At 35.3% G+C, this 25,269-nt stretch carries 19 protein-coding genes; 8 read left to right on the top strand and 11 right to left on the bottom strand.

Going from position 1 to position 25,269, the window contains the following annotated elements; translation table 11 throughout:
- The first annotated feature begins 62 nt into the window (after positions 1-62).
- Positions 63-1,088: a LacI family DNA-binding transcriptional regulator gene (locus GQ40_RS15725; protein WP_047550568.1), complete on the top strand. Its 1,026-nt coding sequence runs from the start codon at positions 63-65 to the stop codon at positions 1,086-1,088.
- 14 nt (positions 1,089-1,102) lie between these two features.
- On the opposite strand, the gene GQ40_RS15720 is transcribed toward GQ40_RS15725, so the two are convergent.
- The 11 genes from GQ40_RS15720 to GQ40_RS17775 form a co-directional block, all read right to left on the bottom strand.
- Complete coding sequence (locus GQ40_RS15720; RefSeq protein WP_047550565.1) at positions 1,103-2,713, bottom strand: UxaA family hydrolase; 1,611 nt, start codon at positions 2,711-2,713, stop codon at positions 1,103-1,105.
- 21 nt (positions 2,714-2,734) lie between these two features.
- Positions 2,735-4,195: a tagaturonate reductase gene (locus GQ40_RS15715; protein WP_047550562.1), complete on the bottom strand. Its 1,461-nt coding sequence runs from the start codon at positions 4,193-4,195 to the stop codon at positions 2,735-2,737.
- An 11-nt stretch (positions 4,196-4,206) separates the two neighbouring features.
- Entirely contained in the window at positions 4,207-5,502 is a 1,296-nt protein-coding gene (locus GQ40_RS15710; RefSeq protein ID WP_047550559.1) for a TRAP transporter large permease, read from the bottom strand.
- 1 nt (position 5,503) lies between these two features.
- On the bottom strand, positions 5,504-5,965 hold the full coding sequence (locus GQ40_RS15705) for a TRAP transporter small permease (RefSeq protein ID WP_047550557.1): 462 nt from the start codon (positions 5,963-5,965) through the stop codon (positions 5,504-5,506).
- Between the two features lies 1 nt (position 5,966).
- On the bottom strand, positions 5,967-6,947 hold the full coding sequence (locus tag GQ40_RS15700) for a TRAP transporter substrate-binding protein (protein WP_047550553.1): 981 nt from the start codon (positions 6,945-6,947) through the stop codon (positions 5,967-5,969).
- Between the two features lie 115 nt (positions 6,948-7,062).
- Positions 7,063-7,407 (bottom strand): cupin domain-containing protein, encoded by a 345-nt coding sequence (locus tag GQ40_RS15695; protein ID WP_156115603.1) that lies wholly within the window; start codon positions 7,405-7,407, stop codon positions 7,063-7,065.
- A gap of 11 nt (positions 7,408-7,418) precedes the next feature.
- On the bottom strand, positions 7,419-8,822 hold the full coding sequence (gene uxaC / locus GQ40_RS15690) for a glucuronate isomerase (RefSeq protein ID WP_047550547.1): 1,404 nt from the start codon (positions 8,820-8,822) through the stop codon (positions 7,419-7,421).
- 24 nt (positions 8,823-8,846) lie between these two features.
- Complete coding sequence (locus tag GQ40_RS15685; RefSeq protein WP_047550544.1) at positions 8,847-9,632, bottom strand: gluconate 5-dehydrogenase; 786 nt, start codon at positions 9,630-9,632, stop codon at positions 8,847-8,849.
- Between the two features lie 6 nt (positions 9,633-9,638).
- Positions 9,639-10,478, bottom strand: coding sequence for a 5-dehydro-4-deoxy-D-glucuronate isomerase (gene kduI, locus GQ40_RS15680; protein ID WP_047550542.1), 840 nt, complete (start codon positions 10,476-10,478; stop codon positions 9,639-9,641).
- Positions 10,479-10,986: 508 nt separating this feature from the next.
- The gene (locus GQ40_RS15675) at positions 10,987-11,475 is read right to left on the bottom strand and encodes a hypothetical protein (protein ID WP_047550539.1); all 489 of its coding nucleotides are present in this window, start codon (positions 11,473-11,475) and stop codon (positions 10,987-10,989) included.
- Positions 11,476-11,504: 29 nt separating this feature from the next.
- Positions 11,505-13,289 carry a hypothetical protein gene (locus GQ40_RS17775; RefSeq protein ID WP_197052689.1) on the bottom strand — a complete coding sequence of 595 codons (1,785 nt, stop codon included), beginning with the start codon at positions 13,287-13,289 and terminating at the stop codon, positions 11,505-11,507.
- A 157-nt stretch (positions 13,290-13,446) separates the two neighbouring features.
- Between GQ40_RS17775 and GQ40_RS15665 the strand changes: the two genes are divergently transcribed.
- The 7 genes from GQ40_RS15665 to GQ40_RS15635 all read left to right on the top strand — a co-directional run bounded on the left by GQ40_RS15665 (position 13,447) and on the right by GQ40_RS15635 (position 25,239).
- Positions 13,447-13,965, top strand: a complete 519-nt coding sequence (locus GQ40_RS15665; RefSeq protein WP_047550536.1) for an RNA polymerase sigma factor — start codon at positions 13,447-13,449, stop codon at positions 13,963-13,965.
- A gap of 54 nt (positions 13,966-14,019) precedes the next feature.
- Complete coding sequence (locus GQ40_RS15660) at positions 14,020-14,925, top strand: FecR family protein (RefSeq protein ID WP_047550533.1); 906 nt, start codon at positions 14,020-14,022, stop codon at positions 14,923-14,925.
- A complete protein-coding gene (locus tag GQ40_RS15655) occupies positions 14,912-17,416 on the top strand; it encodes a TonB-dependent receptor (protein WP_047550531.1) in 2,505 nt (834 codons plus the stop codon). Before GQ40_RS15660 ends, GQ40_RS15655 begins: the two co-directional genes overlap by 14 nt.
- Before the next feature lie 350 nt (positions 17,417-17,766).
- Positions 17,767-18,981: a site-specific integrase gene (locus GQ40_RS15650; RefSeq protein WP_047550528.1), complete on the top strand. Its 1,215-nt coding sequence runs from the start codon at positions 17,767-17,769 to the stop codon at positions 18,979-18,981.
- Positions 18,982-19,112: 131 nt separating this feature from the next.
- A complete protein-coding gene (locus tag GQ40_RS15645; RefSeq protein WP_231565588.1) occupies positions 19,113-19,442 on the top strand; it encodes a hypothetical protein in 330 nt (109 codons plus the stop codon).
- Positions 19,443-19,560: 118 nt separating this feature from the next.
- Complete coding sequence (locus tag GQ40_RS15640) at positions 19,561-23,964, top strand: CusA/CzcA family heavy metal efflux RND transporter (protein WP_047550522.1); 4,404 nt, start codon at positions 19,561-19,563, stop codon at positions 23,962-23,964.
- Positions 23,965-23,982: 18 nt separating this feature from the next.
- A complete protein-coding gene (locus GQ40_RS15635) occupies positions 23,983-25,239 on the top strand; it encodes an efflux RND transporter periplasmic adaptor subunit (RefSeq protein ID WP_047550518.1) in 1,257 nt (418 codons plus the stop codon).
- Positions 25,240-25,269: the final 30 nt, after the last annotated feature.

Here is a 25,269-nt window from a genome sequence, read left to right as displayed (position 1 = left end):
AAACAAAAGTTTTAATATAAATAAAAGATGTAAATTTACGAGTCATATCGTTAATCAAAATTATGAAGAAAAAAGTAACTATTTATGATATTGCTAAAAAGTTAGAATTAACAGCAGCAACGGTATCTAGGGCTCTTAATAATAATATTAAAATTAGTGAAAAAACGAGAAAATTAGTTCAGGATACTGCTACTGAAATGAACTATGAACAAAACACCTTAGCCAGAGCACTTAAAAGTGGCAAAAGTTATAATGTTGGTGTGATAGTACCTAGAATAGATAGTAACTTCTTCGCTTCAGTTATTAGAGGTATTGAAGAGGAATTGTACCCTAAAGGGTATCACGTTATAATTTGCCAAACCCATGATCAAGAAAAATTAGAAACAGGTAATATCAATTCGTTATTAAATGCACAGGTTGATGGGATTTTAATGTCTATCTCCAATTCTAAAACTAAAAACAAAATATTTAATAATATTGCCCAAAAGCAAGTTCCTTTAATATTCTTTGATAGAAAAAAAGACATTTCTGGCGTTAGCTCAGTAACCATTGATGATTTTAGTGGGTCTTATATAGCTACAAAACATTTAATAGAACAAGGTTGCAAAAGAATTGCCCATTTATCAAACGATCGTTCTCTAGAGATATTTAAAAATCGATATTTAGGTTACAAACAAGCCATTATAGATCACGGTCTGGAATTTGATGAAAGTTTGGTTATTGAAACTTTTAGTAAAGTTGATGAAGGTAGAAAAGTAACCAAGCAATTGTTGAATATGGCAATACCTCCAGATGCCATTTTCTCATCTAGTGATTTTACAGCTTTGGGAGCTATTGAGGAAATTAAAGAAAGTGGCCTCAGAATCCCAGAAGATATTAGCGTTATTGGATTTAGTAATGAACCTTTTACTCGTTTTATGGAACTATCTATAACCTCTGTAGATCAATCACCAATAGAAATGGGAAGGAGAGCTGCAAAGCTCTTTTTGGAAGAAGTAGATGCTGATGTTAAGACAAAGGAACAACAACAAATAGTATTACAACCCGAATTGATCATTCGTAAATCTTCATTGAAACAAAGTCATTAATATTCTTAACTTTATTAAAGTGACACTCCTCTTTTCCACGGAATAAAATCATTTTGATTCAACAGGCTTGCTTTAGATTCAGTTCGTCCGCTTGCAACTTCAACAATATAACTCAACATTGTTTCAGCCATTTCTTCAATTGACTTCTCCCCTTTTATAACTGGTCCTGTATCTACATCAATAATATCACTCATTTTTTGAGCTAATTCAGAATTTGAAGACACTTTAATTACAGGAGTAATAGGATTTCCCGTTGGAGTTCCCAAACCTGTTGTAAATAGCACAATATTTGCTCCAGAACCTACCATAGCTGTTGTACTTTCTACATCATTTCCTGGAGTGCATAAAAGATTTAAACCAGGCTTAGTGACATACTCACCATAATCTAAAACATCTACCACTGGAGATGTCCCGCCTTTTTTAGCTGCTCCTGCAGATTTCATGGCATCTGTTATTAATCCATCTTTAATGTTCCCTGGAGATGGATTCATATCAAAACCAGAACCTGCATCTACAACAGATTTCTCAAAAGCTTGCATCAAATCTAAAAATCTATTTGCAGCACTTTCTGTTTCGCAACGATTTACCAATTCCTGCTCAACGCCACACAATTCTGGAAATTCAGCTAAAATTGCTGTTCCGCCTAAAGCCACTAACATATCTGAGGTATAACCTAATGTTGGATTTGCAGAAATACCAGAAAAACCATCAGATCCTCCACATTCTAAACCTACTTTTAATTTAGATAAAGGTGCTGGTGTTCTCTCTATTTTATTAGCTTCTTTAATGGCTACATACGAACTTTTGATAATAGCTGATAGCATTTCATCCACTGTTCCCATTTGTTGCTGCTCATACATCAACACAGGTTTTTTATTATCTGGACTTATAGCCTCTAATGCCTTGTTAAAGATATCTATTTGCAAATTTTGACAGCCTAAACTCAAAACTGTTGCGCCAGCCACGTTTGGATTTTTTACGTAACCTGCCAATAATCTTGCTAAACTTTCAGAATCTTGACGAATACCGCCACAGCCTCCTGGATGTGTGATGAATTTTACATCAATATTTTCAAAAACCTTGGTAGTTTCTAGTTGTTCTTCTTCAGTATTGTCATTATCATTTATCAAAGATCGCAATAGCATTTGATGTGAGTTTACCTTTTTTGTTAGTAACTCTCTCTCAAAAATATCTCTTAGTTTTTCTATGTTTTTATTTTCACAAAACACCAAAGGAAAAAACAACCACGTATTTGCAGTACCTACTTGTCCATCTTCTCTATGATAACCCATAAACGTTTTATCCTTCCATCTTTCTACATTAGGTTTTGTCCAACCAATAGTATCTGTTTTGTGACTTACTTTTGCACTTTGGTGTTTTACATTTTCAATAGTTAAAACATCTCCCTTTTCAATAACTGAATTCGCCTTACCAACCAACACACCATACATCATTATTGAGGCTCCTTTTTGAAAAGTCTCTAGTGCAATTTTGTGTTTTGCCTTGACATCTGAAACGACATGTATATCTTGATTTTCAAATGAAATAACATCACCCGATTTTAAATTGACAAGAGCAACTGCTACGTTGTCTGACGGGTGAACTTTTATTAATCTCTTCTGCATAATGATGCTGTATTGTATAATTTAATAGGTCTTGCTAAAATTAGCTAAGCCATTTTCTATTCCGTTGGCTTCAATTTCATTTAAAGCTAATGTAATCGCTTCTGTTAAGTCTGGAATTTTTGTGAGATCTTCATCCCAAAAATCCGTTTGCTGTAAGCTGGAAATTGCTACTTCTTTTGATGTGTTTGCTTTCCATATATTCTGAAATGCTAAAACAACATCCTCACTATCTTTTATTGGCAAACCCTTTCCTTGCCAAGTCCCTTTGTAAAACCGAATTAAACAGGCTAATGCAAAGGTTAGGTTAGTTGGTAACTTTCCGTTTTTAGATTGAAACTCCAATAAACTTGGTAAGACGCGCACCTTAAATTTTGAAATTGAGTTTAATGCAATGTCTGCCAGTTTATGTTTGATGAATGGGTTTCTAAAACGATCTAAAACTGCTTCAGCAAAACTATTCAATTCACTTCTATCCATCGGAAGCACGTCGTTAATTTCGTCAAATATTGCTTTGTTCACGAAATTTCCAGTAAACTCATTATCTACCGTTTCTTTTACAGTTTCATTTCCGTAGAGTAAAGAAAATGGCACCATCGAGGTGTGTGCTCCATTTAAAATCCTCACTTTTCTTGTACGATAAGGTTGCATATCTTTTACAATCTTAACATCTAGATCGGTTTTATGAAATGGTAATTTTTTCTTTAATGCATCGCCACCTTCAATGACCCAAAGTAAAAAAACTTCAGCAGCAACAATTAAATTATCTTCATAATCCAGTTGATTATTATAAGCTTGAATGTCGTCTTTTGGATAACCAGGCACGATTCTATCAACCAGCGTGCTGTGGAAAGAGCAATCGTTATTGATCCAGTTTACGAAGTCTTTGCCCAATTTCCAGTCGTTGGCATATTTTAAAATAATCTCTTTTAATTGTTCAGAATTGTTATTGATTAATTCGCATGGAATAATGGTCAAACCTTTATCTGAAGCTCCATTAAAAAAATTAAATCTTTCGTTCAACAAGACTGTTAACTTTGCTGGAAAAGAACTTGGTGGTTGCATCTCCATCGTGTCACTTTCTACGTACGTAATTCCAGCTTCAGTTGTATTTGAAATTATAAATTCTAGCTCTTCCTCTTTTGCTAAGTTTAAATATTGGTCAAAATCTATATAAGGGTTGATCCCTTTTACAATATTGGTTATTAATTCTTTCTTCTGAATTTCCTCGCCCCTTTGAATCCCTTTTAAGAATAGGGTGTATAATCCATCCTGATCATTAAGCATATCCACCATCCCTCTTTCAATCGGCTGAACAACTGCTACACCTGCATTAAATCCAGCTGAATTATTTAATTGCTGTATAGCGTATTCTACGAAAGCTCTCAAGAAATTTCCTTCTCCAAACTGAACGACTTTAATTGGAAGTTTTTTTTCTAGCCCAATATTGGCTCTATTTAATTGTTTATGTTTAGTTATTGACATGTGATTCTAATTTATAAGTTGAACAAACTTGGTAACCAAAGGGTTAATTGAGGAAAATAAGTTACTAAAAACAAGGCGACTACCATTGCCAGAAATAAAGGCAGCAATGGCTTCATAACCTTTTGAATGGTGGTTTGGGCGACACCAACACCAACAAAGAGGACTGAGCCGACAGGTGGCGTACAGAGCCCTATACATAAGTTAAGTACCATAATAATTCCAAAGTGTACAGGATCCATCCCCAGACCAACAACTACAGGTAAAAATATAGGTGTAAAAATGAGGACTGCTGGCGTCATATCCATAAAGATCCCTACAAATAACAGTATAAGGTTGATAATTAAAAGAATAATAATCTTGTTATCACTAATTGCTAATAATGAAGAACTAATATCCTGTGGTATATTTTCATAAGACATCACCCAAGACATACTCATGGAAGCACCAATTAAAAGCATTACAACTGCAGTTGTACATGAAGAATCCAATAGGATTTCTGGAAGTGATTTCATATTAATTTCTTTATACACAAATCCTAAAATGAGCGTATACAGTACTGCTATTGCAGAAGCTTCAGTTGCTGTGAAAATCCCGGTCACGATTCCGCCAATGACTATGACCAATAGAAATAAACTTGGTACAGCATCAACAAATGTCTTAAATACTTCTTTTAGTGAACTTCTATCTCCTAGTTTATACTTTTTCTTTTTTGCCCAAAATGAAGCTACTACCATTAAAAATAGTCCGGTTAAAATTCCCGGAATATAGCCAGCCAAAAACAAGGCTGCAATTGAAACGCCTCCACTCGCCAAAGAATACACAATCAAAACATTACTTGGCGGAATAATCAAACCTGTTGTTGCCGAAGTAATATTTACAGCAGCGCCAAACTCTTTAGAATAGCCTTCCTTTTCCATTTCTGGACCAAGAATACTTCCCATCGCAGAAGCTGAAGCCATTGCAGATCCTGCAATTGCTCCCATTAACATAGCACCAATAACATTAATCAATGCCAATCCTCCAGGCAACGAGCCCACCAATGTTTTAGCGAATGCGATGAGTCTATGTGCAATTCCTCCTTTATTCATGAGTTGTCCAGAGAGAATAAAAAACGGTATGGCCAATAATGCGAAACTATCTAAACCAGTTCCCATTCTTTGAGACACTGTAGTAAATGCTGGAAAAGCGGGAATACTTACTAACATCGTTAATACAGATGAAATGGAAATGCTCCAAGCAACTGGAGTTCCTATAGATAATAAGCCGATAAAACTAACGACTAAAACTAAAATTGGTATATAATCCATGTTATTTGGTATTAATGATGTCTGAAATTTTGTAATACATAATTAGGATGCCACTCAAGGGGATTGCTAAATACACAAATGCCAAGGGCAACTGTAGTGCTGGAGATTGCTGATCTAAAACATACGTAATATAAACCAATCGACTTCCTCCTAAAACCATTGCAAAAAAGGCAAATAGAATAATAAGCACATAAACCGTAAGTTTTAATTTTCGTTGTGTTTTTGTTGATGCTCTTTGTGGCAACACATCAATGGCTACATGCATATTTCGTCCTGACACATAAGCTGCACCGAGAATTCCTAACCAAATCATTAAATAACGTGCCAATTCATCTGTAAATGAACTTGGTGTACCAACTACAAATCTTGTAAATACCTGCCAAATCACATTTATGACCATTACTCCCATTATGATAATAAGAATATTACCTAATGTTTTATCTATTTTTTGTCTTAATGCCATTTTAGTTCGTTTTTTTAATGCGCTCTATCAAATTAAGCATGTCTTTATCTTTTCCGTAGGCATCGTAAACTCCTTCCACATCATCTGAAAACGCCTTTTTATCTGGTCTCACGACTGTTACTCCTGCTTTTTGAACTTCGTCTAGAGCTTCTTTTTCGGCATCTGCCCAAAGTTCACGCTGGTATATTACAGATTGATCCACAGCTTGTTGAAGCCAAATTTTTTCCTGTTCAGACAGTCGGTCCCAAATATGGGTCCCTATAATTAGAACATCTGGTAAAACCGTGTGCTCATCTAAAGAGTAGTATTTGCAAACTTCGTAATGTCTTGACAAGAAAAAACTAGGTGGATTATTTTCTGCGCCATCCACAACACCTTGCTGTAATGAGGTGTATAATTCTCCCCAAGAAATTGGCGTTGGAGAGCCACCCAGACTCTTCACCATATCCATAGCAGTGACACTCTCCATGACTCTAATCTTCAATCCCTGTAAATCTTCTGGAGTATTAATAGGTTTGTCTTTTGTGTAAAAGCTTCTGCTTCCTGCATCATAATATCCTAATCCTTTAATCCAATATTGCGTACCCTCATCTAGTAATTCTTGACCAATTGGTCCATCTAAAACTGAAAAGGAATGCGCTCGATCCCTAAATAAATAAGGTAGGCCAAAGACCTTCATGCGAGGTGCAAAGTTCTCCATGACACCAACCGAAACTTTAGTCATGTCCAGGCTACCAATTTGCAGCAGCTCGATACATTCTCGTTCTGTACCTAATTGCTGACTTGGATAAATTTCCAATTGCATTTTTCCTCCGGAAATCTCAATTAAATCCTCACCCATTTTAACCATTGCTTTATGCACTGAGTGATTGACATCTAAGCTATGTGCAAGCTTAATAGTTCTGGTATCGCTTACATGATCACAACTACAGACTAAAACAACTATAGAGACGTAACGTAATAATTTCTGTATTAAGATCATTTTAAACTGGGTTTGAAAATTATTTAAAAATTAAAATATTCTTTTGCATTGAAATAACTAATATCTAAAACCATTTTACTCGTAGTGGCTAATTGTTAATCTCATTTTATGAGGACTAGTTTTTGTCTACAAAATCTTCACGCATAGGCGTAAAAACGTCAACCAACATGCCTTCGTCAATACAAATTACACCGTGTGGTGTGTTTGATGGAACAAAAAAGGAATCTCCCTTTTTTAAGATTTTTTTATTTACGCCAATAGTCACTTCAAACTTACCTTCGGAAATAAATGTACTTTGTGTATGAACGTGATGGTGTAATTGACCAATCCCTCCCTTCTCGAAGCGTACATTTACCATCATCATCGTATCATCATATCCTACAATTTGCCTTTTGATTTTATCTTCAACGTTCTCCCATTCCTGCCTATTTGTTTCAAAGAATACAGTGCTTTCCATCATAAATCTTTAATTTAAAAATTAAAATATTCTTTTGCATTGAAATAACTAATATCTGAAACCATTTTACCAATCCACTCTATTTCTTCTTTTGGTAATTCTCCCCTTTTGATTTCATCTCCTAATAGGTTACATAATAGTCTTCTAAAATATTCATGTCTTGGAAATGAAAGAAAACTTCGTGAGTCCGTCAACATCCCAATAAAACAGCTTATTAAGCCCATATTTGATAAGGCGTTTAATTGTTTGGTCATCCCATCTTTTTGATCTAAGAACCACCATCCAGATCCAAATTGGACTTTTCCTTTAACGCTACCATCATTAAAATTTCCAATCATGGTTGCCATCACTTCATTATCTGATGGGTTTAAATTGTAAATAATGGTTTTTGTTAATTTATCTTTACTATCTAGAGCATTTAAAAATGCAGATAATTTTTCTGCTTGCTGGTAATCTCCAATGGAATCCCAACCTGTATCTGGACCTAAAATGCTGTGCATTCTATGATTGTTATTTCTTAATGCTCCTAAATGAAATTGTTGTACCCAACCTAACTCGTGATATTTTTCCGCTAGGAATAAAAGGATTGCAGTTTCAAATTTTAAAACGTCCTCTTTTGTGAGTTGATCACCCTTAATCTTCTTTTCAAAAATCTTATCAACTTCACTTTCAGTAAATGCCACGAATGAAATTTGATTTAATCCATGATCACAAAGTCTGCAGCCATTTTGATGAAAATAATCGATTCTACTTTTTAAGGCATCCTTCAAATTTTGATACGTTTCAATATTGATATTTGCTGCTTTTCCTAAGCTATTGATATAATCATTGTATGTTTCATTTGCTATTAAAATAGCTTTATCTGGTCTAAATGCGGTACTTACTTTTACTTCAAAATCACTTTTTGCTAATTTTTGGTGATGTTCTAAAGTATCGATAGGATCTTCAGTAGTACAAACTACTTCTGCATTTACTTTACGTAGTAAGTTTCTGCAACTATAGTTTGATCTGCTTAACTTTTCTGAGGTTGCTTCGTAGATCTTTTCCGCAGATTTCTCATTTAGTAAATCTGTAACACCAAAATATCGTGTTAACTCCAAGTGTGTCCAATGATACAATGGGTTACGCATGGTATAAGGAACTGTTTTTGCCCATTGCATAAACTTGTCCTTGTCTGAGGCGTCACCTGTAATATACTTTTCGTTGATACCCAAAGTACGCATAGCTCTCCATTTGTAATGGTCGCCATTAATCCAAACTTTAGTTAAGTTTCCGTAACGTTTATCATCTAAAATCTCTTGAGGCGGTAAATGATTATGGTAATCTATAATAGGTTGGTGCTTGGCGTAGTTATGGTATAACTCTTCAGCATATTTATTTTCTAGTAGAAAGTTATCGTTGATAAATGTTTTGCTCATTACTTTTTGGTTAGTTTGGACTCATTAGTCTTCGTTGGAAGGCTTACCGATGGTAGCTAAAATACCGCCATCTACATAAATTACTTGTCCGTTAACAAAATCGCTAGCTTTGGAAGCTAAAAATACTGCTGCACCTTGTAAATCTTCTGGATTTCCCCAACGTGCTGCAGGTGTTCTGTTTATGATAAATTCGTTAAATGGATGCCCATCTACACGAATAGGTTCGGTTTGGCTTGTTGCAAAGTATCCTGGTCCAATCCCGTTGACTTGAATGTTGTGTTTAGCCCACTCTGTCGCTAAATTTTGTGTTAACATTTTAAGACCTCCTTTTGCAGCTGCATAAGCAGTGACCGTATTCCTGCCTAATTCGCTCATCATAGAACAGATGTTGATTATTTTGCCCTCTTTGCGTTCGATCATTTGCTTTGCAACCAATTGAGCCATAATAAAAGGACCTACCAAATCTACATCTATAACACGTCTAAAATCACTTACTGGCATTGAAATGGCAGGATCCCGTTTTATAATTCCTGCATTATTTACCAGAATGTGAATCTCTCCAATTTCCGAAGAAATTAAATCTGTATTTTTTTTTGCTGAAACCTCATCGGTAACATCAAAAATATAACCTGAAGCTTTATAACCTTGTTTTTTATAATACGCTAAGGCGTCTTCTAATTTTGAAGGAGTGGTACTTGTAATTATCAACTCAGCTCCTGCTTTTGCTAGACCTTCTGCCATTGCCATACCAAGACCATGGGTTCCTCCCGTAATTAGTGCTCTTTTATGTTTTAAATTGAATAACTCCATTAGGGCTTATCTTAATTCGTTGATTTTACAAACATCCATATCACCATAATCCAAGTTCTCACCTGCCATTCCCCAAATGAAAGAGTAATTTGAGGTTCCTGAACCCGAATGAATTGACCAAGGTGGAGAAATTACTGCTTCGTTATTTGCCATCCAGATATGTCTTGTTTCTTGGGGTTGGCCCATAAAGTGACACACTGCTTGATCCTCTAGTACTTCAAAATAGAAGTAGACTTCCATTCGCCTGTCATGCACGTGTGCTGGCATTGTGTTCCAACTACTTCCAGGTTTGATTGTTGTCATTCCCATTTGCAATTGGCAAACATCAACCACACTGTTCACTATATATTTTCTTAATGTTCTTGCATTTGCAGTTTCAGCAGAGCCTAATTCAATCACTTCTACATCATCAGTTCCAATTTTTTTATTTGGAAATGACTTGTGCGCTGGTGTTGAATTTAAATAAAATTGCGCTGGTTTGCTAGACGACTCACTTGAAAAAACAACTTCCTTGTTTCCTTGTCCAATATAAAGTGCCTCTTTGTGTTCTAGCTCATAAGTTTTGCCATCAACTGACACCTTACCTTTACCTCCTACATTGATAATTCCCAATTCTCGTCTCTCAAGAAAATAATTTGCTTTTAAAGGATCTATAGTTTCTAAAGAAACTGATTTTTGAATAGGAACAACTCCTGAAACCATAAATCTATCGTAATGAGAGTACACCCAATATATTTCGTCCTTTTTCATAAGTTTGGAAATGTGGAATTCGTCTCTTAGTTCTTGAGTGTTATATTTTTTTACAGATTCTGGGTTAGATGCGTATCTAGTCTCGTAATTTGCCATAAGTATATTTTAATTGTAATCGATTACACAAATATAAAATAAAAAAAATTAAAACCTATTTTTTGTTATTATAAGTTTTGGGGTAAAAAAATTATTGAATTCTTAAATATCTATAATTGAAATATGAAAATACTATTTTGTTGACCAATTAAGATATTTTGATTTTAATCCAAAAATACTTCTTTAACAGGTTTTCCCAAACTAAAAATTTTTTTTGATAATAGAAAAAATCAAATAGCTATTCTACAGAAAAAAAGACACTAAATGCTTTCATACTACACTTGCCATTGAAAAAATAAAAGTTGGAGATTTACTTATTTTTTCTCCAGAGTGGCAGGAGATTTAAAGATTAATTGAGTTATTGATAATTTTGATTGTTCTTTTAACTGCTCCAATTTTAAAAAATATTCCTATCTGTAAAAAAACCAACCATGAAAATCATGGTTGGTTTGCTAGTTATTAAAAATTTTGGGGCAGAGGGATAATTTTATTAAATAATTGTACTCATTTAATTTTTATCAAATGTAAGCATATCTGTGTCTCCATTGCCACCACTAATATCAATTAGTTCTATTCTAGTAGAGGATGTAGAAACTATATCCCAATCATCATTGAGGTCTTCAAAGTCATTAGTCTCTGTTACTGCAAAGAATATGTTGAAATCAATATCGTCATCATCATCAATACTGTCGTCACTACTATTACTATCATCGGTAACAGACCAAGTTCCTGTGATTGTGCTCGAGCCATTTGTTGCTACAAGAAAACCATCAGAATTGAAACTAAAATCATAACCATTATAGTTAGAGGTTTCGTTTTGACCCGAGTCATTAAAATTTGTAATTCGCCATGAGCCAGATTCAGCAGTATTTTCAATTTGTGAAATTTGCTCACTGTTATCAATTGGACCTCCACCATCGTCATCGCTAGAACATGTAGATGACATTAGAGATAAGCTTAACATTGTTAATAGACTGAAATAAAATCCTTTTTTCATAATTACTGTTTTTAAATTAAAATAATATATTAAAGTTTTTGAAATATTAGAGTGTCGGTTTCACCATCACCTCCACTCACGTCTTGAATAGTTACTTGGGTAGTAGAGATTGAAATCACATCCCAATCATCATCGTTAAATTCTTGAAAAGGCATATCTGAACCGAAATCTAAAGCCATTTGATTACCTGAACTTAATATAGCCCATGTACCGTTATTAGAATTAGAACCATTTGAAGCAGAAACGGTTCCGCTCAAATTAAAATTCAGCTCATAACCTATATAGTTGGAGGTTTGGTCATCTGTATCTTCGGTGTAAGACGCAACTATCCATAAGCCATCCGCTAGAATACTTACCAAGTCTTCGCTTCCGCTGCCACCATCAAAAGGTGTTCTTTCAAAAGTCAAAAAATCTACAGAACCATCTCCAACACTAATATCCTTTAATCTAATAATGTCATTTGTTACCTCTAGTACATCCCAGTCATCAGCCAATTCATCAAGTGGGACACCTGTTCCGAAGTTTAAATTTAAACCTAGTTCTGTATCGTCTCCTGATGTTGTTGACCATGAACCACTAATCGTTTCACTCATTTCTGTTGCAGTTGCAGTATTGTCTGACGTGAAATTGAAAACATAATCCGCAAAGTCTGTAGTTTCGTCTGTATCATCAAAAAAATAAGTGACATACCAATCTCCATCTGTTAATGCATTAACTAGAGCAGTATCATCAACACTTTCTATTGATGAACAATCACTCTCAAAACGTAACCTATCATCTCCTATTCTTAAATCAACTTTTACTTCATCATCTTCTTGCTCTATCTCATGCAAATTCCATGTGTCATTAAAATCTGGCAATCCTGTAACATTAATAACTACTGAAATATTATTTCCTGTCCCAGATGCTTCCCAAGTACCATTAAAAATGTTTGCTCCTTGAGTCACCAAAATTGTTGCATCACTATTGAACTCAAAAACATAGCCCACATAATTATCTTCAAGGTCATCGTCACTGCGCTCTAATTTATCCACTCTCCACTCAGAGCAATCTGAAAAAATGGCATCAAGATCATTAGCTGAACAGTCATCACAATCATCATCATCAAAGTCATTATCATCATCTTCATCACAACTATCATCTGCCATTTCAATAGCATTTTCCAACTCTTGTATTGTATTTACTGTTTGTGTTGTTCCATCAGCAAAGATCACATTAATTGGAAAGTTTATGGTAACCGCTGCAAACTCATCTAAATCATCAATAAAATCATACATATCATTATCACTATTGATAGTTATAGAATTAATTAAGTCATTATTGTCATCAAAAACTGAGGCTGTAATTGGATATTGAAAATCAATACATTCTATATCGTCATCATCCCCATTTTCATCAACACAATTTGCTGCAAGGGCTGCTAGTTCTACATCGGAATTGACAATAACTGTTGAAAAATCGCCAAGCACTACCGTGATTGGATATGAAATGACAACAGAATCCATGTCGTCATCAAACAAATCTATGATATCCTCAATGTCTTCATATCCATCATCATCGTTTACAATGATTTCAATGCCATTTACCGTAACTGTAACTGGCAGTTGCACGCTAATACAATTTGCGCTGTCTATAATGTTATCAAATGAACCATCATTGATTGCTACATTACTAATAAGGGTAGCAATGGCAGAGTTGGCTTCAATTGTTTGTTCTTCGGGAGGGTCAATCGCTAAATCGTCTTCGGTTCTACAAGATGTTAAGGTGAGTACAGCAACAAAAATCAGAAATAATATTGGTTTTAAAGCTTTCATAACTAAATGGTTTATTTTATACATCTTTAAGTTTATTGGTTGATTGTCTTTTAAATCGTCCCTTTATTATTAAAACAACTAATTAAATAATTGTCCCAAGAAAAAATAGATTTTTTTTTATTTATCTTTCTTTTCTGAAATTATAAAACCTCAAACTTTGCAAAAATCATTGCACCAAGATATTTGTGACAAGATTCGCTTCTCAAGACTTTATGAGAAGTATGCACAATCGTTGGGTAATATTCTTTTTTATAAATATGGTGAACTTTTAAATCCATCAGATAAGGTACAGGAGGCATTTATCAAACTATGGGAAAATTGCGCTAAAATAAAACCTGAAACTGCTAAGTCCTATCTTTATACTACAGCAAATAATATTATGCTCAATGAAGTTAAGCATCAAAATGTCGTTTTAAAATATCAACAAGTAAAGCCAAAGGATTATACCAACGAATCCCCTGAATTTATATTACGTAAAAAAGAATTTCTTGAAAGATTTGAGCGTGTTTTATCCCAATTAAAAGAAGAAGAACGCGTGGCATTTCTACTTAATAAGGTAGATGGCAAAACACATAAGGAGGTTGCTGAAATTTTGGGTATTACAAAAAAAATGGCAGAGCATAGAATTTACGGAGCGTTCAATAAACTCAAAGAAAAGCTTGAAGAACTAAATTGAAAAAGACTTGGGACAATTATTATTTAAGTTGTTTTAAGTATATAACAGCATGTTATGGATAAAGAATACCTATTAAAAAAATGGTTAAATAATGATCTGTCCAAAACAGAATCAAAAGCTTTCAATGAATTGGAAGACTCTAAATTGTACAAAGAAATCATTTTAGAAGCGCAACGTTTCAACGGTAATACAAATGCAAAAGTTGATTCCTTTGAAGCATTAGAAAACAAATTGAATTCTAAAAAGAATACTTCTACTAATTGGATAAAGATTGTTTCTAGTTTAGCTGCTATTCTAGTCATTGGCTTTGCCTTATTTACTTTGATAAATAAAAACAATATAGTCTCCTTTAAAACTGATTTAGCACAAAGCAAAACAATTACGCTACCAGACAACTCTATTGTTAAACTTAATGAATTATCAGTAATAGAATATAACAATTCCAGTTGGGACGAAAATAGATCTATAGAACTAAAGGGCGAGGCCTTTTTTGATGTGGAAAAAGGAAAACGATTTGATGTAAATACAGATTTTGGAAAAATTAGTGTTTTAGGTACTGAATTTAATGTACTATCCCGTGATAGCACTTTTAAGGTGGCTTGTTTTGAAGGATTGGTAAATGTAATTTACAATAATAAAATTACTAACCTTCCCGCTGGAACGGAGTTTATCTTATCATCAGGAAAAGTTTTAAAATCAAATATTCCAATAGTAGAACCCTATTGGCTTAAAAATATGAGTGTTTTTAAAGATGCCTCTTTTAAAGATGTAATTGAAGAACTTGAAAAACAATACGAAATTAAAGTGCTTTACCCATCTCAATTAAACTTAAATTTTACAGGTGCCTTTGAACATAATAATCTTGAAAATGCACTCAAATCAATCACCAAACCCCTTAATCTGACCTATAATTTACAAAATACTAACGAGGTCATTATACTAAGGAATGAACAGAAATAAAATTTACATATTTCTAGGACTATTTTTCGCGTCATTATTCATAGTACAAGGTCAAAATTTAAGGCAGAAAGTTCCAATTTTTGAAGTTCTTGAACAAATCACAAAAAAGCATTCTATAACTTTCAATTACGAGAGCAGCCTATTAAGCGATGTTACCGTATTTCCTTTATCTCAAGATTTAACCTTATCTGCCAAGATCAAAAAACTTGAAATACAAACCAATCTTGTTTTCGAGAAGGTGAGCAATTTAGTTTATACCATTTCAAAAACCATAAAATTATGTGGATACGTCAAAGGTTCGGAATTACAAAATTCACTTATGGGCGCTACTATTACAAGTAAATACGCCTACTCAGTAACTGATGAGAATGGATATTTTGAAATTGAATTAAATTCCCAAAATGAACTACTAACTCTAAGACATGTTGGCTTTAAAACTATTGAGCGTCAAGCTAGGTTTTTCAATTTAGAAAACTGTGAAATAATAACAATGTTAGTACAACATGAGGTAATCGCACCTATACTCATTGAAACTTATCTCATAAGAGGTATCGATAGAAGAAACGATTGGACGACCTCTATAGATTATAAGCGGTTTAGCTTATTGCCTGGTCTTATTGAATCTGATGTTCTTCAAACAGTTCAAGCGCTACCAAGTGTTTTGAGTGTTGATGAGACCGTTTCAAACATTAATATTAGAGGTGGTTCACACGATCAGAACTTGATTCTTTGGGATGATATTAAAATGTACCAAACAGGACACTTTTTTGGACTTATCTCAAGTTTTAACCCATTAATGACTCAAACTGCCAGTGTAATCAATAATGGAACAGATGTGTCTTTAACCGATGGAATATCAGGAACGATACATATGCAGACCGAAAAACAAATCAATTCAAAATTTAATGGCATTTTTGGAGTTAATTTTTTAAATGCTGAATTATTTTCTAATATCCCTATTGGTAAAAATTCATCACTTCAAATTGCTTCAAGAAAATCCTTAGATAACTTAATTAAAACCCCAACTTACGATACATATTTTGATAGAGTAACTCAAGATACGGAAGCTGAAAACAATGTTTTTAATGTAACCAATTCGAATCAAGAATTTAATTTTCACGACGCCTCGTTAAGATGGTTATATCAGCCAACAGATAAAGACATTATACGATTAAATTTTATTCTAGTAAATAATGATTTAGGCTTCAACGAAACTGTTGATCTCAATAATACTTTAAGAACAAGGCGTAGTAGTATATCACAAAATAGTCTCGCAGTTGGTCTAAATTATAAAAGACAATGGAACGAAAAACTATCTTCAACTATCAACATTTACGATAGCGAATATAAATTAGAAGCTTTAAATGCCGATGTATTGAGTAACCAGCTCCAGTTACAAGAAAATGTTGTTTCTGAAACAAGTTTACAATTAAATAACCTATATAATTTAAACCAATGGCGTCTTAATTTTGGCTATCAATTTACAGAAACCGAAATTATAAATCTCAACGATATTGATTTACCGAGATTTGTGAGACGTGATGAAGAAATATTGAGAGAACACGGGGTTTTTGCTCAAGCTTGGTATCTAAATCCTGATAATAAATTCTCTGTACGCGGTGGTGTTAGAGCAAATTATCTTAACAGATTTGAAAAATTGATTATTGAACCTAGATTAAGTATTAGAAAATCCATTGGAAAATTTATTGAAATTGAAGCACAGGGGGAATATAAGCATCAAAGCACATCTCAAATTGTAAATTTCCAAAATGATTTTTTAGGTATCGAGAAAAGACGTTGGCAATTAACAGACAATGATACCATCCCTATTATTCAAAGCAAACAAGCTTCACTTGGCATAATGTATAAACGTAATGGTTGGTTATTAGACGCTAAAGGATTTTATAAAACTGTAAATGGCATAACCACACAAAGCCAAAGTTTCACAACTAAGTATGAATTTGCAAAAGAAAAAGGTAGTTATGACGCTTACGGTATTGAGCTTTTATGTAGAAAGAAATATAATAATTTCAATAGCTGGTTAAGTTATTCTTACATGACCAATACTTATACTTTTGACGAACTTGAAGACATAAATTTTCCCAGTAATTTTGATATTACACACTCTATGATTTTTGGAACTACATTTAGCGATGAATCTTGGAACATATCAGCAGGAATAAATTATAGAATAGGGAAGCCAACCTCTATTCCTATAAATGATAATGAAATAGTAAATAATGACGTAAATTTTGACAAAGCCAATAACAAGAGGTTACCAGATTATTTAAGAATTGATGCTTCCGCGATTTATAAATTAAAAATAAGTAACATGTTTAGGTCGGAAATAGGAATTTCAATTTGGAATATATCAAATAGGGAAAATGTCATTAATAACTATTATAGAATCAATGAAGATGATACAGTCAATGAGTTCTCAAGGTTCTCTTTAGGTTTGACTACAAATGCTGTAGTGCGTTTTTACTTTTAAATATAATTCTTCTAAACAAAAAAAACCTCCAACCAAATAAGGTTGAAGGCTCTTTTGTACAGGCGGAGAGACTCGAACTCTCACACCTTGCGGCACTAGATCCTAAGTCTAGCGTATATTGCACCAAAGAGCCCAAAAACTACTCATTTTCAATGAGTTAATCGTTTTTTAATTTTATTTAAAGTCATTTAATATCAGTTGATTTCAACATTTGTTGTACCTATGTTGTACCTAAAAAGCCCAATAAATTCGTATCTTTATAGAAAGTGTACAGCAAAAATTGAGCAAAAAACACAATGTTGTACCTATGTTGTACCTGATTTGACTTTCGTACTCAAAACAGGTCAATTATGTCGTCAAATGCAAAAATAGTTCTACGCAAAAAACCGAACACCAAGGGGCAATATCCGTTGGCTATTCGAATTACAAAAAACCGTCGTTCCACCTATCAATATGTTGGTCATTATATTGATATAGAGGAATGGGACGAGAAAAATATACGAGTAAAAAAATCAAACCCAAATGCTGATAGCCTAAACAAGTTGCTATCACAACAACTTTCTGATGCCAATAAGGCACTTATTGATTTACAGTCCGTGTATAAAGATGCCTCAGCGAACCAGATTAAAAAAGAAATTTATGCATCAGGGAACTCTTCAACTTTCTTTGAATTGGCGCAAGAGCATTTGGATGAACTGGAAGTTGCTGAAAAGTTAAACCGTCTATCCACTGACAGTGCATTGATTAGTTATATAATAAAATATCACAAGTCTAAACAGCTTTCATTTCAAGAAATTGATGAGCGATTTCTTAAAAAACTGATGATATACCTCAAAGTTAATCACAACCTTTCAGAGACATCAATAATGAATATTCTTGTTCTAATCCGATTATTATTCAACAGAGCTATAAAGCTAAAAATAGTCAGTAGGGAATTGTATCCTTTTGGTGGTGACAAAATTAAAATCAAGTTTCCTGAAACTACAAAAATTGGGTTGAATATTATTGAAGTAAGAGCTATTGAAGCTTTAGATAATCTAACTTACAATGAAATTCATACAAGAAATGTTTGGCTATTCAGCTTCAATTTTGCAGGAATGCGGGTCACCGATGTACTCTGGACAAAGTGGTCAGACATATACGACAATAGGCTTCATTATAGAATGAATAAAAACTCAAAACTACTCTCATTGAAAATTCCAGATAAGGTTCTAAGTATTTTAGATTTCTACAGAGATGATAAAAGATATGCTACTGATTTTGTTTTTCCTGAATTGAAAAAAGCCAATCTTGATAATGCCAGAGATATCTATAATAAAAGAAAAACTGCAACTAAAAAATTCAACGATAACTTAAAATCCATCGCCAAAAAAGCTAAAATAGACAAGAAGATTACAATGCATATTGCCAGACATACTTTTGGCAATATTGCCGGCGATACAATTCATCCTTTAATGTTACAAAAACTTTATAGACATAGTGATTTAAAAACTACATTGAATTATCAGGCAAATTTTATCCATAAAGAAGCAGATGATGCTTTGGATAGTGTTGTAAACTTTTAAGTTGACATCCTGAAGAACAATCTTTGCACAACCTGTGCATCGATTAATTTGTATCTTTGTAAAACTTTATGAAAATATTCTTTTCTATATCAATGTCTATTTTACTCTTTTTTCAAGGAATCAGCGTAGATATGGACTTATGTGGACCAATTAAAGAAATTTCAAACTTAATTTCCCATTATCAAGACCATAAAGTTTATGGCGACTCTTTCTTTGAATATATAGTAGAAGAATACATCGCAAACGATGCAAAAAGCGAAGGGCATCATAATAATTCAGATAAGGATAACGTACCTGTCCATTCTCATCATCAATGTTGTCATCCTGTAGTTTTTATAGCAAACACCGCAACACCTCTTATCAATCGATTTAAGTTTGAAGATAAAGAGCAGTTTAATTTATATACAGTCAACTTCAATTCCAGATATCTGGAATCCCTTTTCCAACCCCCTCAAGTATAATTCAGTTTTTTTAAGGATAGCTATATCCTAACGTGATGCTTCTCAAGATAGGCATTGCTATATAAATGCGTTGCACTTATTCGTAACGTAAGTTTTAAACTGAATTAATACATTTTCTATGATTAACAAAATCATTTCATTTTCCATTAATAATAAATTTATTATTGGCTTATTTATAGTGACATTGGTTGGTACCGGCATTTGGTCTATGGCCACTATAAACTTGGGTTCTGTACCCGACATAACAAACAATCAAGTACAGGTAATAACCGTGGCCCCAAATTTGGGGACAGAAGATATTGAGCAATTTGTTACCTATCCCGTAGAATTGGCAATGGCCAATCTTCCTGACGTTATCGAACTGCGTTCAGTATCCCGTTTTGGGTTGTCCGTAGTTACAATTGTCTTTAAGGATGAGGCAGGCACTTATCTTCCCCGGCAATTGGTACAAGAGAAATTAACCGAAGTTGCTGGAGAAATCCCCGAAGGCTTCGGCACGCCATTTATGGCACCAATAACTACAGGGCTTGGCGAAATCTACCAATACACCTTAAAATTAAAAGAGGGCTACGAAGATAAATACGATGCTATGGAGCTTCGTACCATTCAGGATTGGATTGTAAAACGTCAAATGGCATTAGTACCTGGAGTCGTCGAGGTAAATGCTTTTGGTGGTTATGTAAAGCAGTATGAAGTTGCCATAAACCCTAATAAGCTGAAAAGTTTCGGTATTACAATGAATCAGGTCTTTGAAGCCCTTAAAGCAAACAATGCCAATACAGGTGGTGCTTATATTGAAAAAAACCACCAAGCAAATTTCATTCGTGGAGAAGGTTTGGCACGAAGTATCGAGGATTTGGAAAACACAGTTGTGACGACTCAAAATGGAAGTCCTGTTTTAATCCGGGATGTCGCCGAAAAAGTAGGCTTTGGTAATCAGGTGCGTTATGGTGCGTTTACCCAAGATGGACACGAAACTGTTGGTGGACAAATTTTAATGCTGAAAGGCGAAAGCCCAGGCAACGTAGTCGAAAATGTGGAGAAGCGCATTGTAGAAATACAAAAATCCCTACCCGAAGGCGTTTACATAGATACATTTTTAAGCCGAAGTGAATTGATAGGAAGAACCACAAGCACCGTTGAAAAAAACCTCATAGAAGGTTCCCTCATTGTGATTTTTGTTTTGGTCTTGCTTTTGGGAAGTTTCCGTGGCGGATTAATTACAGCTTCGGTTATTCCTTTATCATTGCTCTTCGCATTTATTTTGATGAAACAATTCGGTGTATGGGCAAACTTAATGTCATTGGGTGCAATCGACTTTGGAATCATCGTAGATGGTGCAGTAATCATTGTAGAAGGAATGGTGTTTCACATTCATCAACGGATGAAAAAATCAACAAAGGTCATTGAGCAGGCTGAAATGGACGAAATTGCTTATGAATCTGCCAGTACGATGATGAATTCGGCGTTTTTCGGACAACTTATTATCCTTATTGTATTTACACCAATTCTATTTTTGACGGGTGTAGAAGGAAAAATGTTCCGTCCAATGGCATTTACTTTTGGATTTGCCGTTTTAGGAGCAATTATCCTTTGTCTTACTTACGTCCCAATGATTTCTGCAATGTTCCTTAAACCTACTAAAAATCAGAATAGTTGGTTTGCAAAATTTGAAAACAAGATAGATAGGTTCAGTGATAAAATAATGGCGGGCCTAAATCGAGCTTACCTTCCTTTGCTCAATTTCGCACTGCGCTTTCGAGCTGGTGTCGTGATTGGCGCAGTTGCTCTATTACTAATTGCAGGGTTTATTTTCAGCAATATGGGTGGCGAATTCATACCTAAATTTGATGAGGGCGATATTGCGTTTCAGGCTTTGATAAAACCGGGGAGCAGTCTTACCGAATCCATTGAGGCTTCAAAAAAACTTCAAAATTTAATCAATGAATTTCCGGAAGTAAAAACGGTAGTTTCAAGGATTGGTGTTGCTGAAATACCAACAGACCCAATGCCAATGGACATTGCCGATAGTTACATTATTCTTGAAAAAGATAAGAGCAAATGGACTTCTGCAGATAGTAAGGAAGAACTCATAGAAAAAATCCAAGAAAAAATTTCAGTAGTTCCCGGCGTAAATTTCGTGTTTACCCAACCCGTGGAACTTCGTTTTAATGAATTGCTTACAGGTGTCCGTGAGGACGTAGCAATCAAACTGTACGGAGAAGATTTGGGCGTGTTGGCAGACAAGGTACAGGAAATCGCAGCAGTCATCAGAACGGTTCCTGGAGCTGCTGACCTTAATGTGGAGGCTACAAGTGGTTTGCCACAAATGACAGTGGTGTATAACCGCGCAAAAATGGCACAATACGGTGTAACCGTTGACAAGCTGAACGATTATGTGAGTGCGTCATTTGCTGGAGAACAGGCAAGTGTCATTTTTGAGGGCGAAAAACGGTTCGATGTGGTCATTCGTTTGGCAAAGGAATTTAGACAAGACATCAACAGCCTTAAAAATCTTTATATCGATTTACCAAACGGAGCGCAAGTGCCTTTAAAGGAGGTTGCAGATATCAGCTATAAGCCCGGACCAATGCAGATTTCAAGGGACAATACCTCTCGTCGTATTTCGGTGGGGGTCAATGTTCGTGGGCGCGATGTAAAATCGATGGTCGAGGAAATTCAGCAAAAATTGGAAACGGACGTGAAACTGCCACCTGGTTATTTTGTAACCTACGGAGGTTCGTTTGAAAATCTTCAACGTGCTTCAGACCGATTGATGATTGTAGTGCCTATTGCACTTTTCCTAATATTCATATTGCTCTACTTTGCCTTGAGTTCGTTCTCGCAGTCCTTAATGATTTATATGGCAGTGCCTTTGGCAGCCATTGGTGGCGTGTTTGCCCTTTGGATAAGGGGAATGCCTTTTAGTATTTCTGCGGGAGTCGGTTTTATCGTGCTCTTTGGAGTTGCGGTTTTAAACGGTTTGGTACTGATAAACAAATTCAATGAACTAAAAGAAAGTGGAATGACAGACTTAAAAAAACGAATATACGAGGCAACACACGAGCGTTTACGCCCAATTTTACTGACGGCTACCGCAGCCATTATGGGCTTTATACCAATGGCGGTTTCTACCTCTGGTGGTGCGGAAGTACAACGTCCTTTGGCGACAGTAGTAATCGGTGGACTTATAACGGCTACCTTCTTGACACTGGTCATTGTTCCTGTCCTGTATTATTGGCTGGAATCACGAAAAGAAAAGAAAAACAATGGTGGTGACGCAAGTTATGTAAAGAAAAGTGCAACCGTGGTTGTGGTATTATTGAGTTTAGGAGGTTTCTTAACCCCAAATTCCGCAAGTGCGCAGGACGGCCAGATGAGCCAAGTGCTCACTTTGCAAGAAGCCATCGCTCTGGCCAAGGAAAATTATCCTTCCCTTAAAGAGAGCCAAGCCTTTATTGAACGTGAACAGGCGATGAAGGGTACCAGCTTCGATTTGGGAAATACACAGGTATTTACAGGAAAGGAAGAGTTTGGCAATGACCTTCCCGGTGTACAAACTACCATAGGTGTACAGCAAGGAAATATTGATTTACTTTCAGGTTTTTCAAAATCCAAGTTCTATAAGGAACGTGTAAAACTGGGCGAAACGTTCTACGCGGTCAACGAGCAGCAATTGATTCGCAATGTGATGCAGGCTTATGACCGCATCAATTACAACAAGGCGCAATTGCGTTTTGCGGAACAGTTGGACAGTGTTTATGCTAACTTTAGGACCGCTGCAGAATTGCGTTACGATACAGGAGAAACGGGCAAATTGGAATTTATTGCTGCCTCTTCCGAATATCAGCAGATTCAGGTTTTACGACAGCAAGCCTATGATGACATTGAAATTGCAAAAAGGGCATTGAAGCAGTATTTGGGCATTGACCAAGAAATAGAAACGGTTGGTCAGCTCTATGAACCGATGGATTTTTTGGCCAATTTGGATTCGGCTTCCGCAGCCAATAATCCTTTGCTTCAATATGCTATGCAAAATGCGGAAGTAAGCAAAGCCAATATCGGTGTAGAAAAAGCACAGTTCCTACCCAAGTTCAACTTGACCTACGGCAGGCAGATTGTGGATGATGTGTCGGGTTTCAACACCTATCAGGCTGGTATTAGCATACCGCTTTGGTTCTTTCCGCAGAAATCAAGGGTAAAGGCCGCTAAAGCAGATGCATTGGTCGCCGAGAATCAATATCTCGAACAAAAGGCAATGACCGAAAGTAGAGTGTCACAGCTCATAAAATCGCTGGAAAAGACCCAAAAAACACTTAACTATTATCAGGAAGGTGCATTGCTTTTGGCCGAGGAACAAATTACTACGGCTGAACTGGCTTCTAAGGAAGGTGAAATTGATTATGTGAACTATATCACGATACTCAACAGCGCCATCAGGATAAAACAAAATCATATACAGTTTATAAATCAATATAACCAGCAGTTCATTGAGTTGCAATACCAACTGGGTAACCTATAATCTAAAAAAGAATAAGAAATGAAAAATATAGCAATAGTAAGTGTAGCATTAATGACCTTCTTTATGGTTGGTTGCAACGACAAGCCCGATTCAGAATTGGGACATAACGAAGAAAACACAACTACCGAAAAAATGGAAGGTGAAGGAGATGCACACGGTGAACATAATGAAGAAGAAGACGGTCATAATGAAGAAGAAGGCGAGGAAGGTGTGGTAATGCTTACCAACGACCAAATCGAAACCGTTGGTCTTGAGACCAAATTGTTGGAAAAACGTAATCTCGGTAACAATATCAAGGTTACAGGAAGACTCGAACTTTTCCCTCAAGACAAGGCCAATATTAGTCCATTTATGGGTGGTAATGTTAGGTCCATCAAGGTTATAGAAGGAGATAAAGTGCGCAAGGGTGAAGTGCTTGCATATCTTGAACATCCGGATATTATAAGTATGCAGCAGGAATATCAGGAAAAAAACGACGAACTCGTATTCCTAAAGCAGGATTTTGAGCGAAAAAAAATATTGTTCGACAAAGGTGTTTCCTCAGGCAAGGAATTCCAGATGGCACAATCAAAATTTCGTTCCACGACCTCAAGTGTAAACGGTTTAAGGTCAAAACTACGTTTATTGGGAATTAACGCATCCAAGGTAGAGCAAGGAGAAATCTACTCTGCAATACCTATAACTACGCCAATATCGGGCTATGTAGACGAGGTAATGGTAAGTCTTGGGGACTATGTGGCACCACAGTCCAAGATGTTCGCCGTGAGCGATAATTCTAAAATTCATTTAGACTTAAAAGTGTACGAAAAGGATATTCCAAAGGTAAAGGAAGGACAGAAAATAATCTTTACGGTAGCTTCTAAACCCGATGAATTGTTGACCGCAGAAGTACATTCCATCGGCAAAACTTTTGAGGAAGACCCTAAGGCCTTGCACGTGCACGCTGATATAGATAATAAAAATGGCGAATTACTTCCCGGTATGTATGTTGAAGGCAGGATTGCGGAAGGACAAAAATCAGGATATGCCGTTCCAGAGGAAGCCATTGTCAAGGAAGGCGAACAATCCTATATTTTCATTGTGGATGAGGATGAGAAAACCGAAGAAAACACGGTGAAATTTAGAAGAATCCCCGTAAGTACAGGTGTCAATGACCTTGGCTTTGTGGAAATCAATATTCCTTCAGAAATGGCAAAAAATATTATGGTTGTCACAGTTGGAGCCTACACCCTTTCTTCGGAAATGGTCAAGGGCGAACTGGAACACGGACATTAATTCAATAATAATCAAAGGTTTTGATTCCGG

It is taken from the genome of Psychroserpens sp. Hel_I_66 (genome assembly GCF_000799465.1).
GTDB lineage: Bacteria > Bacteroidota > Bacteroidia > Flavobacteriales > Flavobacteriaceae > Psychroserpens.
The sequence above is the reverse complement of the archived record's forward strand: the minus strand, read 5'-3'. Positions and strand labels throughout refer to the sequence as shown.

Coding starts and splice junctions, on each gene's coding strand:
- GQ40_RS15725 (WP_047550568.1), top strand. CDS start 63: ATGAAGAAAAAAGTAACTATTTATGATATTGCTAAAAAGTTAGAATTA.
- GQ40_RS15720 (WP_047550565.1), bottom strand. CDS start 2,713: ATGCAGAAGAGATTAATAAAAGTTCACCCGTCAGACAACGTAGCAGTT.
- GQ40_RS15715 (WP_047550562.1), bottom strand. CDS start 4,195: ATGTCAATAACTAAACATAAACAATTAAATAGAGCCAATATTGGGCTA.
- GQ40_RS15710 (WP_047550559.1), bottom strand. CDS start 5,502: ATGGATTATATACCAATTTTAGTTTTAGTCGTTAGTTTTATCGGCTTA.
- GQ40_RS15705 (WP_047550557.1), bottom strand. CDS start 5,965: ATGGCATTAAGACAAAAAATAGATAAAACATTAGGTAATATTCTTATT.
- GQ40_RS15700 (WP_047550553.1), bottom strand. CDS start 6,947: ATGATCTTAATACAGAAATTATTACGTTACGTCTCTATAGTTGTTTTA.
- GQ40_RS15695 (WP_156115603.1), bottom strand. CDS start 7,407: ATGATGGAAAGCACTGTATTCTTTGAAACAAATAGGCAGGAATGGGAG.
- uxaC (WP_047550547.1), bottom strand. CDS start 8,822: ATGAGCAAAACATTTATCAACGATAACTTTCTACTAGAAAATAAATAT.
- GQ40_RS15685 (WP_047550544.1), bottom strand. CDS start 9,632: ATGGAGTTATTCAATTTAAAACATAAAAGAGCACTAATTACGGGAGGA.
- kduI (WP_047550542.1), bottom strand. CDS start 10,478: ATGGCAAATTACGAGACTAGATACGCATCTAACCCAGAATCTGTAAAA.
- GQ40_RS15675 (WP_047550539.1), bottom strand. CDS start 11,475: ATGAAAAAAGGATTTTATTTCAGTCTATTAACAATGTTAAGCTTATCT.
- GQ40_RS17775 (WP_197052689.1), bottom strand. CDS start 13,289: ATGAAAGCTTTAAAACCAATATTATTTCTGATTTTTGTTGCTGTACTC.
- GQ40_RS15660 (WP_047550533.1), top strand. CDS start 14,020: ATGGATAAAGAATACCTATTAAAAAAATGGTTAAATAATGATCTGTCC.
- GQ40_RS15655 (WP_047550531.1), top strand. CDS start 14,912: ATGAACAGAAATAAAATTTACATATTTCTAGGACTATTTTTCGCGTCA.
- GQ40_RS15650 (WP_047550528.1), top strand. CDS start 17,767: ATGTCGTCAAATGCAAAAATAGTTCTACGCAAAAAACCGAACACCAAG.
- GQ40_RS15645 (WP_231565588.1), top strand. CDS start 19,113: ATGGACTTATGTGGACCAATTAAAGAAATTTCAAACTTAATTTCCCAT.
- GQ40_RS15640 (WP_047550522.1), top strand. CDS start 19,561: ATGATTAACAAAATCATTTCATTTTCCATTAATAATAAATTTATTATT.
- GQ40_RS15635 (WP_047550518.1), top strand. CDS start 23,983: ATGAAAAATATAGCAATAGTAAGTGTAGCATTAATGACCTTCTTTATG.